This window comes from Stenotrophomonas sp. CFBP 13725, from assembly GCF_014841935.1.
GTDB lineage: Bacteria > Pseudomonadota > Gammaproteobacteria > Xanthomonadales > Xanthomonadaceae > Stenotrophomonas.
The window spans coordinates 88,838-103,979 of record NZ_JACYUV010000008.1; the positions used below are offsets into that span (position 1 = coordinate 88,838).

14 protein-coding genes are annotated in these 15,142 nt (G+C 66.5%); 9 read left to right on the top strand and 5 right to left on the bottom strand.

Annotation, left to right across the window (positions count from 1 at the left end; translation table 11 throughout):
• Window positions 1–38: 38 nt before the first annotated feature.
• The 5 genes from IFT65_RS14130 to IFT65_RS14150 all read right to left on the bottom strand — a co-directional run bounded on the left by IFT65_RS14130 (window position 39) and on the right by IFT65_RS14150 (window position 5,277).
• Complete coding sequence (locus tag IFT65_RS14130) at window positions 39–845, bottom strand: hypothetical protein (RefSeq protein WP_192081962.1); 807 nt, start codon at window positions 843–845, stop codon at window positions 39–41.
• A gap of 102 nt (window positions 846–947) precedes the next feature.
• Window positions 948–1,532 (bottom strand): cysteine dioxygenase family protein, encoded by a 585-nt coding sequence (locus IFT65_RS14135; protein ID WP_192081963.1) that lies wholly within the window; start codon window positions 1,530–1,532, stop codon window positions 948–950.
• Window positions 1,533–1,659: 127 nt separating this feature from the next.
• Window positions 1,660–2,451 carry a rhamnogalacturonan acetylesterase gene (locus IFT65_RS14140; protein WP_249405174.1) on the bottom strand — a complete coding sequence of 264 codons (792 nt, stop codon included), beginning with the start codon at window positions 2,449–2,451 and terminating at the stop codon, window positions 1,660–1,662.
• Window positions 2,452–2,659: 208 nt separating this feature from the next.
• Window positions 2,660–4,282 carry a carboxylesterase family protein gene (locus IFT65_RS14145; protein ID WP_192081965.1) on the bottom strand — a complete coding sequence of 541 codons (1,623 nt, stop codon included), beginning with the start codon at window positions 4,280–4,282 and terminating at the stop codon, window positions 2,660–2,662.
• Complete coding sequence (locus tag IFT65_RS14150) at window positions 4,279–5,277, bottom strand: alpha/beta hydrolase (RefSeq protein ID WP_249405172.1); 999 nt, start codon at window positions 5,275–5,277, stop codon at window positions 4,279–4,281. The genes IFT65_RS14145 and IFT65_RS14150 overlap by 4 nt, the downstream gene beginning before the upstream one ends.
• A 178-nt stretch (window positions 5,278–5,455) precedes the next feature.
• Here IFT65_RS14150 and IFT65_RS14155 point away from each other — a divergent pair, with 178 nt between their 5' ends.
• From IFT65_RS14155 to IFT65_RS14195, 9 genes are all read left to right on the top strand, one after another.
• Window positions 5,456–6,265 carry a 2-keto-4-pentenoate hydratase gene (locus tag IFT65_RS14155; protein ID WP_188327143.1) on the top strand — a complete coding sequence of 270 codons (810 nt, stop codon included), beginning with the start codon at window positions 5,456–5,458 and terminating at the stop codon, window positions 6,263–6,265.
• A 37-nt stretch (window positions 6,266–6,302) separates the two neighbouring features.
• A complete protein-coding gene (locus tag IFT65_RS14160) occupies window positions 6,303–7,304 on the top strand; it encodes a TRAP transporter substrate-binding protein (RefSeq protein ID WP_192081966.1) in 1,002 nt (333 codons plus the stop codon).
• 10 nt (window positions 7,305–7,314) lie between these two features.
• Window positions 7,315–7,860, top strand: a complete 546-nt coding sequence (locus IFT65_RS14165) for a TRAP transporter small permease (protein WP_188325577.1) — start codon at window positions 7,315–7,317, stop codon at window positions 7,858–7,860.
• Window position 7,861: 1 nt separating this feature from the next.
• Entirely contained in the window at window positions 7,862–9,145 is a 1,284-nt protein-coding gene (locus IFT65_RS14170; protein ID WP_192081967.1) for a TRAP transporter large permease, read from the top strand.
• 70 nt (window positions 9,146–9,215) lie between these two features.
• Window positions 9,216–10,805 carry a family 43 glycosylhydrolase gene (locus IFT65_RS14175; protein WP_192081968.1) on the top strand — a complete coding sequence of 530 codons (1,590 nt, stop codon included), beginning with the start codon at window positions 9,216–9,218 and terminating at the stop codon, window positions 10,803–10,805.
• A gap of 39 nt (window positions 10,806–10,844) precedes the next feature.
• Window positions 10,845–11,906, top strand: coding sequence for a LacI family DNA-binding transcriptional regulator (locus IFT65_RS14180; protein ID WP_188325580.1), 1,062 nt, complete (start codon window positions 10,845–10,847; stop codon window positions 11,904–11,906).
• Window positions 11,907–12,034: 128 nt separating this feature from the next.
• The gene (gene kduI / locus IFT65_RS14185) at window positions 12,035–12,883 is read left to right on the top strand and encodes a 5-dehydro-4-deoxy-D-glucuronate isomerase (RefSeq protein ID WP_123699973.1); all 849 of its coding nucleotides are present in this window, start codon (window positions 12,035–12,037) and stop codon (window positions 12,881–12,883) included.
• Window positions 12,884–12,967: 84 nt separating this feature from the next.
• A complete protein-coding gene (gene kduD, locus IFT65_RS14190; protein WP_188325581.1) occupies window positions 12,968–13,723 on the top strand; it encodes a 2-dehydro-3-deoxy-D-gluconate 5-dehydrogenase KduD in 756 nt (251 codons plus the stop codon).
• A gap of 184 nt (window positions 13,724–13,907) precedes the next feature.
• Complete coding sequence (locus IFT65_RS14195; protein ID WP_192081969.1) at window positions 13,908–15,011, top strand: GDSL-type esterase/lipase family protein; 1,104 nt, start codon at window positions 13,908–13,910, stop codon at window positions 15,009–15,011.
• Window positions 15,012–15,142 lie beyond the last annotated feature (131 nt).

The window sequence follows — 15,142 nt, forward strand, 5'->3', positions numbered from 1 at the left end:
CAATCCTGCCGTCATCCCCGGCCGCCAGCCTTGCCCCCTCAGGCAAGGCTGGCGGTGACGAACTCGATGTCGTCCACGATCAGGCACTTCTTTCCCTGCTGTGAGATCCACGGCGTGCCGATGGCGAGTACATAGGCGCCGGCCAGATCTTCCAGATCGGTCACCTGGAAGCGCTGCGTGAACGCCGCGCCGATGGCGTCCGGGATCCCGATGCTGATATCGCCCCGGCCGCCGGAATTCAGCCAGGTGATGCCATTCCCGGCGCCCGCGTCGGCGATCATGCCCCAGCAGCCGACGACCTGGCTGAAGTGGTGGGGATGCAGCGCGGAGAACTCGACGAAAAAGTCGCGCAACGTCCGGTTGGCGATCCCACCGATTTCGATGGGCTGGTTCGAAGCTCCGAAGGCTGCGGAGCTGCGCAGGTGCTTGAGCAGCGTACTCAGCCTGCGATGGGGGCGTGCCGTGCGCTGCCCGGCGACGTGCCGCCCCCCCCGTCCTTGCGCGCCGGCCTGATCGTTATCCTGCAGATGCGGCGCGCCCTGCACTGCGCCGAAGTTGAAATCGACCACCAGGACATCGGTGTTGCGGATGATCGCTTCATCGGGACCGATCGCGCTCTCGACGCGAAGCGCATCCTCCGCCGCCATGCTGCAGCCAGCAGCATGCGGGCGCGCACCGAAACAGGCGGCCCGCCCATCTGCACTGGGCTTGCGGAAGAACGCCTGCTGCCCGCACGTGATGCACACCAGGTTGCGTCGCTTCGCGCCGAGGTCGGGCAGTGTCAGCTGTTGGAACTGGACCGCCGTGTAGTCGCGTCGGTCCAGCAGGCAATGTGCAAGGTCCATGGTGCTGGTGCGCTCCTGCGGTGTCTGTAAAAAATCCTACAGAGCGCCATGGGACGCAGGCTTGCAGAAATCAGTCAGCCGGGCGCACCGCCGGGTGCCGGGTCAGGCGTCGCTGTCCAGCGCGTGCACGCGCGCCTGGTACCAGTCATCGCCGATCGGTTCGAACACGGTGCTGCGTTCCATCGGGCCTTGGTACACGTGCACCGACACCGCGATCTCTTCGCTGCTGGCGTTGCGCAGTGTGTGGTACTCGTGCGGTGGAATCAGGCTGCCGGCACTGCCCCGTTCGCCATACAGCAGCGCCTGCGCGGCGAACCGGGCACGGTCGCCGTCCTGCTCCAGCAGCGCATACGGGGTAACGACCAGGTCACCCCGCCATACGCCTTCCACGCACCACATCGCGTCGTGATCGTGCAGCGGCGTACCCTGCCCCGGGCCCCAGCACATGGCGATCACGCTGTAGCCCAGCGTAGGGCTGCGATGCAGTTCGCGCCGCGCATAGCGGCCCTGCACGGGACGATGGACGCAGGCCGGCAGCTCGATGGACGGATCGCGGATGGCACTGCGCAGGGTCTGCTGCAGGGCCGCGGTGATCGACGCAGCATCGCCTTGGTCGACCGCCGCATCCAGCGCCGAAATCAACTTGTCTTTGCCACGGAAACCGGAGGGGATCGACTGCACTTGCATGCACCCAGTCTAGGCCACATCGGTCCGCAGAACGTTCGCACGGCCTTTACAGCCGGAAAATGAGCGAAAGATGCGGGTTTCAGTCGTTATCCACCCATCGGGCGCCGCCGCTTGGCCGGATGACGTCTCACGGCAGCAGCAGCGGGCGCATCGGCTGCACCGTATGCGCAAGCTCCTCGGCCACCACCGTGGCGAATACCGCCGCACCGTCGTCTCCCAGATGGGTGTAGTCGAAGGCTCGCTTGGCCTGGCCCATCGGCTCGATCAGCGCGTTCTGTGCAACGGCACCGGCGCCCGCTGCGGCTGCGGCCGCATCCACGGTGGTGCCCGACAGCGCGGCCGCCACCTGCGGCTGGGAGGCGGGTGCCTGGGCGAGTGTCATCGCCATGACCGGACCCATCGCCTGCACCAGCGCCCGGCTGCGCGCATGCAGGTCGACCAGCGGAACATCCAGCTCGCGCGCTACCCGCCGTACGGCATCGGCCCAGGGGGCAAGGTCATCGATCAGTCGGCCATCGGCGAACTGTCGGCGGGTGAGTGGTGTCAGCAGCACCGGCACGGCACCCGCGGCCCGTACCTCCTGCACATAACGCCGCAGGTTGTCCGGGAACTCGTGCTGCAGGTCGGTGGAGCGTCCGGGCTTGCCCGGCTGGTCGTTGTGCCCGAACTGGATCAGCACCCACGTGGCGGCATAGCCCGGTGCGCGCATCTCCGATTCCACCAGTGACCATGACCCTTCAGCACGGTAGTTGTACGTACTGCGCCCACCGCGAGCCAGATTGATGCAGGCCGCGAAGGACGTGACATGGTCGCCGCAGAAGCGCGGCCCCCACCCGCCCTGCACCGCCGTGGTCGAGTCCCCGACCAGGATGATCTTGCTCGCCCGGATGGGCGCAGGCAGCGGCCTGTCGCCCGCCATGGCAGGCAACGCAGCGAAGAGAGCAAGCAGGGACAACACGCAGCGACGGTTCGACATCGACGGAACTCCGGTAGCGCCGAGCCATGCTCGGCGAGCGCAGCGGCAACAGCGCGATGACCTGCGGTCATCACCCACGGGACGAGGTCCCGTGGTCGCCGAGCATGCTCGGCAGCGGTTGGCGGAAACGGGAAACACGCGCAGCAGCGCCTCAGAACGTGCCGCGCTGCATGAAGGGCGCCTGCCGATAGAGTTCGCGCTCGCCGCCACGTGGATCATCGGCCAGCTGGCTGCGCGTATCGAACAGCAGGGTCTGCCGACGCGGCAGGTCATACGGTTCCCAACGCGCGATGCCCCGATGGTTGGGGTCGCCGGTGCGGGCAAAGTGGATCAGTGCGCTGCTCATCATCGCGGCGACCGCCGTCGCGTCCGGACCATCGCCGGTGCGCGAGCTGGGCTGGCCGGCGTTGTCGAACACCAACGGGATGTCCAGCGTATGGAACGCCCCGAACCGCCCGCCATCCAGCGGCGATCCCCAGTCCAGCTGGTAGGCCCAGGTGGGCGCGGCCCCGACCGGCTGGCGCGCACGCGCCTCCAGTTCTTCCACGGCCCCACGCCACGAACGGCCTGCGGTGGTGGCTGCGAAGAACACCTGCGACGGCGTGTACTGCGGATACATGCGCCGGTAGGCGTCGATGACGCGCTGCGGCCGCAGGTCAACGTACTGCTCCTGCTCCAGCCTCGCCGGCAACGTGTCCCATGTCAGTTCGTGGTTGGCCGGATCATTGCCGAGGAACGCGCGGGTCTCATCGCGCGTATTGCCGATCACCATCGGGATGTGAGCGGACTGCGCGGGGGCGTCGGGAAAGAAGGGATGCACCGGCACTACCACGTCGTCCAGCACCGGGCCGACATACAGGCTGCTGTTCTCCACACGCGACGGATCGCGTGCCTTGCCCGCTGCCAGCAGCGCGGCCGGTGAGAGGCGCAGCAGCGCATCGATGTCGTCTGCCCCTGCTGCCTTCATGGCGATGTCGGTGCGCTGCGCGGCGGCGCGTGGTCCCGCGGCCGTCACCTGTTGCCCGCTCATCGTCCACGCGCGCTGGAACAGTCCCTTCGCTGCCGGCATCGCCATCAACGTGGCGATCTTCGCGCCGCCACCGGACTGGCCGAACACGGTGATGTTGGCCGCATCGCCGCCGAAGGTCGCGGCGTGCTCGCGCACCCACTGCAGGGCCTGCACCAGATCGAGCTGACCTGCATTGCCGGATGCGGCATAGCGTGGGTCGCCCATCGCGCCCAGATACAGATAGCCAAACAGGTTGAGCCGATGGTTGACGGTCACCACCACGACGTCACCGCGACGGCATAGGGCGCTGCCGTCGTACAGCGGATCACTGCCGGAGCCGTTGTTGAAGCCGCCGCCGTGGATATAGAACAGAATCGGCCGCTTGCCGCCATCGCCCAGCGCAGGCGTCCACACGTTGAGGAACAGGCAGTCTTCGCTGCCTGGCGCCTCCTTGCCGCCCTGCGGCGCGGCACTGCCGAACGCCAGGGCATCGGCGATGCCCCGCCAAGGGAGCTCGGCGCGCGGCGGTTGGAAGCGGTACGCGGCGGTATCTGCACCGTAGCGCAGGCCACGGAACACATTGATGCCCTGCTCGCGCTGGCCCCGCACGCGGCCGCCCCGCACACGGGCCAGCACCTGGTTGTCCGTCCGCGCCGCAGGTTGGGCGAAGGCGCTGGGCAATGCGGCAGCCGTCGCCGCGGCGAAGGCCCAGCGTGCGCTGTCGCTGAGGAAGCGGCGGCGCTGCAGGTCGGCGAGGTCGGTCATGGCTGCTCCTTGCGAGTCGGGTGCTGCAGCCAGCGCTGCGCGATCTGCGGCCACAGGGCCGTGGTGGAAGCTACCGGTGCCCGCATGCCGAAGCCGTGGCCACCGTGTGCGAATACATGCAGTTCGTACTCCACACCTGCATCGGCCAAGGCACGCGCCATCAGCAGGCTGTTGTCCACGCTGACCACTGCATCGTCGGCTGCATGCAGCAGCAGCGTGGGCGGCATGTCCCGGCGTACCTGCGTCTGCAGGGAGAACGTGTCCTGCAGGGCACGGTCGGGATGCTCACCCAACAGGCGCTGCCGCGAGCCGTTGTGCGCGTGCGTGCCCATGTCGATCACGGGATAGACCAGAACGACCCGCGACGGCCTGGCACTGAGCCCATCCAGGTCGTCGCGTGGGGGATACGCGGTGGCATCGAAACCGGTCGCCAGCCGCGCGGCCACGTGGCCACCGGCGGAGAACCCCATCACGGCGATGTCATCCGGGTCGAGCCCGCGGCCGGAGGCCATGGCGCGCACCCTGCGCAGCGCGCGCTGCGCGTCGGCCAGTGCGGCCTGGCGATCACGGCCCTGCTGCGGCAACCGGTAGCGCAGGACGAACAACGTGTAGCCCGCACGATCCACCCAGTCCGGAACCAGCTCGGTGCCTTCCTTGTCGATCACCACGCGCTGGTAGCCGCCGCCGGGGATGACCAGCACGGCCTTGCCGTTGGGCCGCGCGGGCGCATGCACCACCAGCCACGGGGCGTCCACCTGGTCGACATAGCGGTCAGGCCGGGCCGGGTCGGTGCTGCGTTCGACCACATGCATCGGGCGGGCGGTGCCCTGTTCGCCCGGAACCTGACCTGCGGGCCACAGCGGGATGCGCTCGCCCGGTGCCTCGTCGGCCGCCATTTCGACCGGTGACACGGCGCGCTGCGCTGCAGCGGCGGATACGCACAACGACATCGCGGAAATCAGCGACAGCGGCAGCAGAAACAACGGCAATCTCATATGGCGCAAGGCTCCAGACAGAAGGACGGGTCGTTGCGGGCAGACCCCGGAATGCCTTCTGACGCACTGCACATTGCCAGATGACACCGGTTTACCATATACACGTCATCCGAACGCTGTCGATGCGCAGCGCAACAACGCCAAAGGGAGAGCCTCCTTGAGCAACGAACCCGGCAACATGGACCTGCCAACCGCACCGGCCGACCCGGCCGCCATCGCCAGCGCCTTTACCGGCGCGCGTCGTGCAGGCGCTTCCCTGCCTGATTTCCCCGGTACGATCCCCGCCGACCTGGTCACCGCGTACCACGTGCAGGACCTGGCCATCGCCGAATGGGGCCATGACGTAGTGGGCTGGAAGGTCGGATACATCGCCGAAGAGCGCCGCGATGTGTCCGGCGATGACCGCCTGCTGGGCCCGATCTTCAACAATCGGCTGCAGAATGCTACCGGTGGAACAGTTCTCGACATTCCGGTCTTCGAAGGCGGTTTCGCCGCAGTCGAGGCCGAGTACGTGATCGAACTGCTGGAAGATGCACCGGCCGATCAGCTGGAGTGGACGCCCGAGCAGGCCGAAGCGCTGCCGGCGCGTCTGTACATCGGCGTGGAAGTGGCCAGCAGCCCGTTGGCGACCATCAACATTCTCGGCCCGCTGGTGGTGGTGTCTGATTTCGGCAACAACAACGGCCTGTTGCTGGGGCCGGAAATCACCGACTGGACCACCCGCGATGACAGCGAACTGCGCGCGGAGACGCTGATCGAGGGTGAGGTCGTCGGCACCGGTGGTGCAACGCGTCTGCCCGGCGGCCTGCGTACCGCCATCGCCTTTGCCTTGTCCCGCTCGGCCAAGCGTGGCCGCCCGCTCAAGCGCGGCGAACTCATCGCCACCGGCAATGCGACCGGTATCCACGACATCAGCGTAGGCCAGACGGCAGTGGTGCGGTTCGCTGGTTTCGGAGACATTGCCTGCCGGGCCGTGGCAGCGGGATGACCGCGCCGGCCAGGTGAACACGCGCGGGAGGGCGCAGATGATCACACGTAGAAACTTCCTTGCCACCAGCCTCGGCGCGCTTGCTGCGCCGGTCCTGGCAGGCTGCAGCAAAGCCGGCGACAGCGTGGCCGGTGGGCACCTGCTCACCGCGACCGATGTCCATATCGCTGATTACCCCACCGTGACCGCGGTGAAGTGGATCGGCGAGACCCTGGCCCGCGAAACCGGTGGCCGCCTGCGCCTGCGCCAGTACCACTCCGGCCAGCTGGGTCGCGAGTCCGAGGCGATCGACATGGCACGCTTTGGTGCCATCGACATCACCCGTGTGTATTCCGGTGCACTCAACAATGCATTCCCGCTCACCCAGGCCCTGTGCCTGCCGTATGTGTTCAATTCGGTAGCGCACATGCGTGCCGCACTGGACGGCGGCGTGGCCGACGCGGTGCTGCGCAGCTTCGAGACACGCGATCTTGTCGGCCTGGCCATCTACGATTCGGGCGCACGCTGCTTCTACAACACCAAGCACCCCATCGTGGAGCCGAACGACCTGCGCGGCCTGAAGCTGCGCGTGGCATCGTCGGACATCTTCATCCAGTTGATGCGTCTGTTCGGTGCGAACCCGACGCCGATGTCGCTGGGCGATACGTTCTCGGGCATGGAAACGCACATGATCGACGGTGCGGAAAACAACATGCGCAGCTTCCACTCCAGCCGTCACTTCGAAGCCGCGCACTACTGGTCGCAGAGCGACCATTCGTATGCCCCCGACGTGTTGCTGATGTCGCGCGCCAGCTTCGAGCAGTTGCAACCGGCTGATCGCCAGCTGCTGCTCGACACGGCCCGTGCATCGGTCAACGTGATGCGCCAGCAGTGGGATGCATCGGAGGACGCAGCGCGCAAGGCCGTGACCGATTTCGGCGTCAAGACCAACGAGGTGGACCTGGCGGCATTCCGCAAGGCCGCTGATCCGCTGCTGCAGGAGTACCTGAAGCAGCCCGAGCTGGCCGCCATGGTCAACCGCATCCGCGATCTCGCCTGAGGATTCCGCCATGACCGATACGACGACGGGCACCGCCCCGATCGCCCTGAGTGCCGGCCAGCGCCTGCTGGACCGCATCGCCGACATCGCCATCTACATCGCCGTGGCCGCCCTGCTGGGGCTGGTGGTGGTGCAGGGCTGGCAGGTGTTCGCACGCTACGTGTTGAACGATTCGCCCAGCTGGACCGAACCGGTAACGCTGCTGCTGCTGAGCACGGCGATGAGCCTGGGTGCGGCCTGCGGTGTACATACCAATCGCCACTTCGGGTTCTTCCTGCTGGCCGCCTACATGAGCGCTGGCCTGCGCCGCGTGGTGGATACCTTCGTGCAACTGGTGATCGCCGTGCTGGGCGGGTTCATCGCCGTGTGGGCGATGGTGCTGCTGCAGGACGGACTGGACATCAAGACTGCAGGGGCCAACCTGCCGCAGAGCATCAATTACCTGCCGCTGTCGCTGGGCGGCGCGTTGATGGTGTTGTTCGCGCTCAACCGCGCGTGGCGGGTGCACTACCCGCTCGCCGTCGTGGCCGACGCTGACGCTGAAGGAGATCGTTGAGATGGGTATTACCCTGCTTTTCCTGGTGTTTGCCGGCCTGCTGCTGCTGGGTGTGCCGGTCGCCTATGCACTGGCCGCTGCGGCCCTGGCCACCCTGCTGTACCTGGATATCCCCAGCATCGTGCTGGTACAGCAGATATCCGCCGGTACCGGCTCGGCCTCGCTGATCGCCATTCCCTTGTTCATCTTCGCCGGTGAAATCATGATGCGCGGCGGTATCTCCGAGCGCCTGATCGCCTTGGCGTCATCGCTGGTCGGCCGCATGCGCGGCGGCCTGGGCCAGGTGTCGATCCTGTCCTCGCTGTTCTTCGGCGGTGTGTCCGGCTCGGCGATCGCCGATGTGTCCGCGGTGGGCGGCACGATGATCCCGCAGATGGTCAAGCGCGGCTACGACCGCGACTTCGCGGTCAATGTCAGCATCACCGCCGCGCTGGTGGCGTTGCTGGTTCCGCCGTCGCACAACCTGATCCTGTTCTCGGCCGCTGCCGGTGGTGGCCTGTCCATCGCCGACCTGTTCGCGGCCGGCATCGTGCCTGCGTTGCTGATGACGCTGGCGCTGATGATCACCGGCTACATCGTGGCGCGTCGTCGCGGCTACGGTGTGGAGGTGTTCCCGGGCTGGCGCGCGGTGGCCCTGCGCATCTTCTCCGCCCTGCCCGGCCTGGGCCTGGTGGCGCTGATCTTCGTGGGCATCCGCGCCGGTATCTTCACTGCGGTGGAGAGTGCAGCCATTGCCGTGGTGTACGCCCTGCTGGTCACCACCGTGCTGTACCGGCAGCTGCCGTGGCGCGAGTTCTTCGGCACGGTCATCCATGCCGCGCGCAGCACCGGCGTGATCCTGTTCGTGATCGCCACGGCCGCGGTGTTCGGCTGGCTGCTGGCCTTCCTGCAGGTGCCCACGGCCGCCGTCGACTTCCTGCAGTCGTTCGCGCACAGCCAGTTCATGGTGCTGCTGATGATCGTGATCATGCTGCTGCTGCTGGGCACCTTCATGGACCTGGCGCCGATGATCCTGATCTGTACGCCGATCTTCCTGCCGGTCGCCAAGGCTTACGGCATCGATCCGATCCATTTCGGCCTGGTGCTGGTGCTGACCGGTGGCCTCGGCCTGGTGACACCACCGGTAGGCTCGGTGCTGTTCATCGGCACCGCCATCGGCAAGATCAGCGTCGGCGAAAGCATGCGCAGCATCTGGCCGTTCTGGTTCGCCGCCCTGGGTGTGCTGCTCATCGTGACCTTCTTCCCGGGTCTGTCGTTGTGGCTGCCGCATCTGCTGCGCGCGTAATACAGGCGAAGGGGACGGCCGGCGGTCGTCCCCTTCCGTTCTTGAAATCATGATCCTGGGAGGGACCACGATGCAGTTGAAGCACACGTTGAAGATCCTGCTGGCCAGTGGCCTGCTGATGGCCACCTCGCTTGCCGCTGCGGCAGGCCCCGTAGCCGCCACGAACTGGACGCGCGGCATCGAAAACCAGCGCCAGGCGGACCTGGGCAACGGCACGTTCCTCAATCCGGTGTTCGCCGGCGACCGACCGGATCCGTCGGTGCTGAAGGACGGCGACGATTACTACCTGACGCTGTCTTCGTTCGACGCCTATCCCGGCCTGCCGCTGTGGCACTCGCGCGACCTGGTCAACTGGCAGCCGCTGGGGCATGCGATCACGAAGAATGTCGGTGCGATCTGGGCGCCGGACATCATCAAGCACGAAGGCCGCTACTACATCTATTTCCCGGCGCGTACCGGTGAAACGCGCAGCAACTTCGTGGTGTGGGCCGATGACATCAAGGGTCCGTGGAGTGAGCCGATCGACATCGGCCTGGAGAAGTACATCGATCCCGGTCACGCTGTCGGTGAAGACGGCAAGCGCTACCTGTTCCTCAGTGGCGGCGACTACGTGCAGCTGGCCGACGACGGCCTGAGCGTGGTGGGCACCCCCAAACACGTCTACGACGGCTGGAAGTATCCGGAAAGCTGGGACGTGGAGGCCTATGCGCAGGAAGGCCCGAAGATCAATTTCCGCGATGGCTGGTACTACATGACCACCGCCGTGGGCGGCACCGCCGGGCCGCCTACCGGCCACATGGTCATCACCGCACGCTCCCGCTCGATCCACGGACCGTGGGTGAATGCACCGAACAATCCGATCATGCGGACCCAGTCAGCGGCGGAGCCGTGGTGGTCGCGTGGCCATGCCACGGTGATCGAAGGCACCGACGGACGCTGGTGGATGATGTACCACGGCTACGAGAACGGGTACTGGACGCTGGGTCGCCAAGCCCTGCTGGAACCCATCGAATGGACCGCCGATGGCTGGTTCGTGGCCAAGGGCGGCGATCTCGGCCAGCCGCTGCGCAAGCCATCCGGCGAGTCGGTCGGCCAGCACGGCATGGCCCTGTCGGACCGTTTCAATGGCGGCGATCTCGGCCCGCAGTGGTCCTTCTTCAATCCGGCGCAGGACGAATACAAGCGGCTGGACTTCACCGGCAAGGGCCTGGTGCTGCAGGGCAAGGGTGAGACCCCGCGTGACAGCTCCCCGCTGACCGCCATCGCCGGTGACAAGGCCTACCAGTTCGAGGTCGAGATGGACGTCGCGCCCGGCGCGGTGGGCGGCGCCCTGCTGTACTACAGCGACCGCCTGTACGTGGGCGTGGGCAGCAATGGCGAGAAGTTCATCATGCACCGCTACGGCGAGGAGCGCCCCACCCGGCTGGCACCCAGCACCACCGGCGGCAAGCTCTGGCTGCGGGTCACCAACAACCGCCACATCGTCACCATCCACTCCAGCACCGACGGCCGGACCTGGGTGAAGTACCCGGTTCAGATGGAAGTGTCCGGTTACCATCACAATGTGGCAGGCAAGTTCCTGGCCCTCAAGCCGGCGATCTACGCCGCCGGCGACGGCGCCGTCACCTTCCGCAATTTCCGCTACCGCGCGCTCGACTGAGCGCGCGGCTAGAATCTTCGGACACCTCGGGTTGAAGACATGTCAGTGCGCAACAAGAACGATGCCGTCAAGCCGGCAGTGATGAAGGGCAAGGCGGCCACGATCAATGACATCGCGCGACTGTCGGGGGTGTCCAAGAAAACGGTTTCGCGGATCATCAACAACTCGCCGCTGGTGCGCAAGGACACGCGCGAGAAAGTCGAAACCCTGATGCGCGAGGTCGGTTACACGCCCGACCCGCTGGCGCGTGGCCTGGCCTTCCGCCGCTCGTTCCTGATCGGCATGGTCTACGACAACCCCACCGCGCAGTACATCGTGGACATGCAGTACGGCGCACTCGATGCCCTTAGGGGCTCCAGTTTCGAGCTGGTGGTGCACCCCTGTGACAGCCGCAGCCCCGGCTATATTGAAGGCGTGTGCCGCTTCGTGCAGCAGCAGAAGCTGCATGGGGTGATCCTGGTGCCGCGCGCATCCGAAGACCAGGCCCTGGCGGACGCGCTGCAGGAGATCGGCTGCCGGTTCACCCGCATCGCCTCGTTGCCGCTTGATGAAACCTCGCAGATGGTGGTCACCCATGACCGCGATGGGGCGGCCGAAGCGGCCGACTACCTGCTGTCACTGGGGCATCGCGATATCGCCCTGGTCACCGGACCGAGCGCGTATCGCTCCGCCCACGAGCGCACCTCGGGATTCATCGATGCGCTGGCAAAGCGCGGCATCGAGCTGCCGAAGGACCGCATCGTTGAAGCGGGTTATACCTTTGAATCCGGCGTGGCCGCAGCGGAAAAGCTGCTGCTGGGCAAGAAGCGGCCGACCGCGATCTTCACCGGCAACGACGAAATGGCCGCCGGTATCTACAAGGTGGCGCTGCGCGCAGGCATCAACATCCCGCGCGAGCTGTCGATCATCGGCTACGACGACAGCCCGCTGGCCTCGCGCCTGTGGCCTTCGCTGACTTCGGTACGCCGCCACACCCGGGACACCGGCCGCACCGCCGCGGCGATGCTGATCCAGCCTGACGGCCAGCCCGCCATGCAGATCGCCAGCGTACGCCCGCACCTGATCGTGCGCGATTCCTGCCAGCCGCCGCAGGACGACTGAAAGGACCCCCCGTCATGTCGCAGCGCTACCTTGCGCTGCAAAATGACACCGGTGTCCATGACCGCTAGACTAGCCATCGAACCGCGCGGGAGCCGACCCATCGGCCCGCCCCCTGCTCTGGAGAAGCCATGTACTGCAAGACCCATTACGCCACCCATCCCGATGCCATCAAGGGCGCCAGCAATGACGACCTGCGTGACCTGTACCTGCTTGATGGCCTGTTCAACGCTGATGCGGTGACCCTGAAGTACACCCATTACGAGCGCTTCGTGCTCGGTGGCGCCGCCCCGGTCAACGGTCCGGTATCGCTGCCGAAGCAGACCGAGCCGGCTTCGGCTGCCGGCCATGCCTTCCTGGAACGTCGCGAGCTGGGCGTGATCAACGTCGGCAGCGGCAGCGGCACCATCACCGTGGACGGCACCGTGTTCACGCTGGGCCCGAAGGACGGCCTGTACGTGGCCATGGGCAGCGAAGACGTGGTGTTCGCTTCGGACGATGCGGCCAACCCGGCGCAGTTCTACCTGGCCTCGACCCCGGCGCATGCGCGCTTCGAGACCAAGGCGTTGTCGATCAAGGACGCTGTGGCCCTGGACCGTGGCGCGCTGGAAACCAGCAACGAGCGCACCATCTACCAGTACATCGTGCCGGCCACCTGCCAGTCGTCGCAGCTGCTGCTGGGCCTGACCGTGCTGAAGCCGGGCAGCGTCTGGAACACCATGCCGCCGCACCTGCACGACCGTCGCAGCGAAGTGTATTTCTACTTCGACCTGGGCCAGAACGACCGCGTGTACCACTTCATGGGCGAGCCGGAAGCACAGCGCCACATCGTCATCCAGAACAACGAAGCGGTGGTCTCCCCGCCGTGGTCGATCCACATGGGTGCCGGCACCAGCAACTACGCCTTCATCTGGGCGATGGGTGGCGAGAACCTGGATTACACCGACATGCACGTGCTGGACATCTGCCAGCTCAAGTAAGGCATCCGCATCGCCGTCGGCCCGGTGGCCGGCGGCGGTCCGTCATCCGTGCCGGCAAGGCACGTACCCAAAAGGAATGCATCAATGGCTAATCCGTTCAGTCTGGAAGGCAAGGTCGCGCTGGTCACCGGTGGCAATACCGGCCTGGGGCAGGGTATCGCCGTGGCACTGGCCGCCGCAGGCGCCGACGTGGCCGTGGCCGGCATCGCACCGCCGACCGACACCGTGGCGAAGATCACCGCACTGGGCCGTCGCTGCCTGGCGATCGAAGCCAACCTGATCAGCATCGAGCCGGTGGAGCGCGTCGTGCGCGAAACCATCGAGGGCCTAGGGGGCCTGGATATCTTGGTCAACAATGCCGGGCTGATCCGTCGTGCCGATGCGGTGGACTTCACCGAGCAGGACTGGGACGACGTGATGAACGTCAACATCAAGTCGGCCTTCTTCATCTCGCAGGCGGCCGGCCGGCACTTCATCGCGCAGGGCCATGGCAAGATTGTCAACATCGCTTCCATGCTGTCCTTCCAGGGCGGCGTGCGCGTGCCGTCCTACACCGCCAGCAAGAGCGGCATCGCCGGCATCACCCGGCTGCTGGCCAACGAATGGGCAGGCAAGGGCATCAACGTCAATGCCATCGCACCGGGCTACATGGCGACGGACAACACCGCCGCACTGCGCGCCGATGCAGACCGCAACAAGTCGATCCTGGACCGCATTCCCGCTGCACGCTGGGGCAATCCGGAGGACCTGGCCGGCGCGGCGGTGTTCCTGTCCTCGTCGGCGTCGGACTACGTCAACGGTGCAGTGCTGCCGGTTGATGGTGGCTGGCTGGCGCGGTAACGCGATAGCACCATCGCATTTGCGCTGGCGCTCCTCCGGTTTGCACTGCAAACCGCGGGCCCCGCGTCACCTTGCTTCCAGACCCCCACCGCTTCGCGGTCGCCCCCTGACTCAGGGGCTCTCCTCCAGATTTACCCCGGTAGTGCCGGCCCTTGGCCGGTAACGCATGCCAAGGAGCCAGATCATGCTGCGCCTGATGCTGCTGTTCTTGCTGTCGTTCGCTGCTGCCGCGCAGGCGGCGCCGGTGCGGGTGTTCATTGCCGGGGATTCGACTGCAGCCCCGTATGGGCCGGAGCGGGCGCCGCAGGCGGGCTGGGGGCAGATGCTGCAGAGCTATCTGGATCCGGCGCGCATCGAGGTGCGCAATCATGCAAAGGGCGGGCGCAGCACCCGCAGTTTCATCGCCGAAGGGCGGCTGGATGCCATTGCCGGTGAACTCCGCAAAGGCGATGTGCTGCTGATCCAGTTCGGCCACAACGATGCGAAGTTCGAAGACCCCACGCGCTACACCGATCCTGCCGGCGACTACGCCACCTTCCTGATGCGCTACGTGCAGTTGGCACGCGAGCAGGGCGCTACGCCGATCTTGATCACGCCAGTGACGCGGCTGCTGTACGACTTCGGTTCGCTGCTGGACACGCATGGGGTGTACACCGCGGCGATGAAGCAGTTGGCCGCGCGCGAGGACATCGCGCTGATCGACCTCAACGGCAGTTCCACGCGCTGGATCCGCGCGCTGGGCGAGCAGGGCGCCAAGCCGTACTTCCTGTTCGTGCCGGAACAACAGAAGGCCGATGGCACCCACTTCAGCACGGCTGGCGCGACGGCAGTGGCGTGCTTGGTGCTGCGCGACTGGGTGGCGTTGCAGCCGGAACTGAAGCCCGCGCTTGTGCGCGACATCGACTGCGATGTCGGCGGCGCTGCAGGGCAGGGGGCCGACCCCCAGCGACCGTCGCAGGTCGTGCATGAGGACGACATCGCACGCCCCCAGCCCGGTCCGCACGGCGGCGCGGGCCCGACCACGGCCTATCCGTTCTTCGCCGACGCCGAGGGCCTGCCGTTCGTGCTGCGCAAACGCGTGCTGCACAAAGGGGCAGGGATCGGCCTGCATCCGCAGCACAAGGACGAGATCTATTACATCGTCAGCGGCGAAGGATCCTACGTGCTGGATGGCAAGCAGTACGACGTGCGTGCAGGGCACGCCTTGCTGACCCGCACCGGCAGTCACCACGCGCTGCAGCAGCGCGGCGAGAATGACCTGGTGGTGCTGCTCGCATACCCGCGCTGACGGGTACAGCCGACCGGCAGAGTGGACCGGTAGATCCGACTTCATTCGGCTGCTCTGCGCTCCAGGCGGAGCAGCCGACCGGTAGAGCCGACTTCAGTCGGCTGCCCTTCGTCCAAGGCGACGCAGCCGAC

What these genes read in the sequence shown, in the direction of transcription:
- IFT65_RS14130 (WP_192081962.1), bottom strand. Translation starts at nt 845, where the DNA reads ATGGACCTTGCACATTGCCTGCTGGACCGACGCGACTACACGGCGGTC.
- IFT65_RS14135 (WP_192081963.1), bottom strand. Translation starts at nt 1,532, where the DNA reads ATGCAAGTGCAGTCGATCCCCTCCGGTTTCCGTGGCAAAGACAAGTTG.
- IFT65_RS14140 (WP_249405174.1), bottom strand. Translation starts at nt 2,451, where the DNA reads ATGGCGGGCGACAGGCCGCTGCCTGCGCCCATCCGGGCGAGCAAGATC.
- IFT65_RS14145 (WP_192081965.1), bottom strand. Translation starts at nt 4,282, where the DNA reads ATGACCGACCTCGCCGACCTGCAGCGCCGCCGCTTCCTCAGCGACAGC.
- IFT65_RS14150 (WP_249405172.1), bottom strand. Translation starts at nt 5,277, where the DNA reads ATGAGATTGCCGTTGTTTCTGCTGCCGCTGTCGCTGATTTCCGCGATG.
- IFT65_RS14155 (WP_188327143.1), top strand. Translation starts at nt 5,456, where the DNA reads ATGGACCTGCCAACCGCACCGGCCGACCCGGCCGCCATCGCCAGCGCC.
- IFT65_RS14160 (WP_192081966.1), top strand. Translation starts at nt 6,303, where the DNA reads ATGATCACACGTAGAAACTTCCTTGCCACCAGCCTCGGCGCGCTTGCT.
- IFT65_RS14165 (WP_188325577.1), top strand. Translation starts at nt 7,315, where the DNA reads ATGACCGATACGACGACGGGCACCGCCCCGATCGCCCTGAGTGCCGGC.
- IFT65_RS14170 (WP_192081967.1), top strand. Translation starts at nt 7,862, where the DNA reads ATGGGTATTACCCTGCTTTTCCTGGTGTTTGCCGGCCTGCTGCTGCTG.
- IFT65_RS14175 (WP_192081968.1), top strand. Translation starts at nt 9,216, where the DNA reads ATGCAGTTGAAGCACACGTTGAAGATCCTGCTGGCCAGTGGCCTGCTG.
- IFT65_RS14180 (WP_188325580.1), top strand. Translation starts at nt 10,845, where the DNA reads ATGTCAGTGCGCAACAAGAACGATGCCGTCAAGCCGGCAGTGATGAAG.
- kduI (WP_123699973.1), top strand. Translation starts at nt 12,035, where the DNA reads ATGTACTGCAAGACCCATTACGCCACCCATCCCGATGCCATCAAGGGC.
- kduD (WP_188325581.1), top strand. Translation starts at nt 12,968, where the DNA reads ATGGCTAATCCGTTCAGTCTGGAAGGCAAGGTCGCGCTGGTCACCGGT.
- IFT65_RS14195 (WP_192081969.1), top strand. Translation starts at nt 13,908, where the DNA reads ATGCTGCGCCTGATGCTGCTGTTCTTGCTGTCGTTCGCTGCTGCCGCG.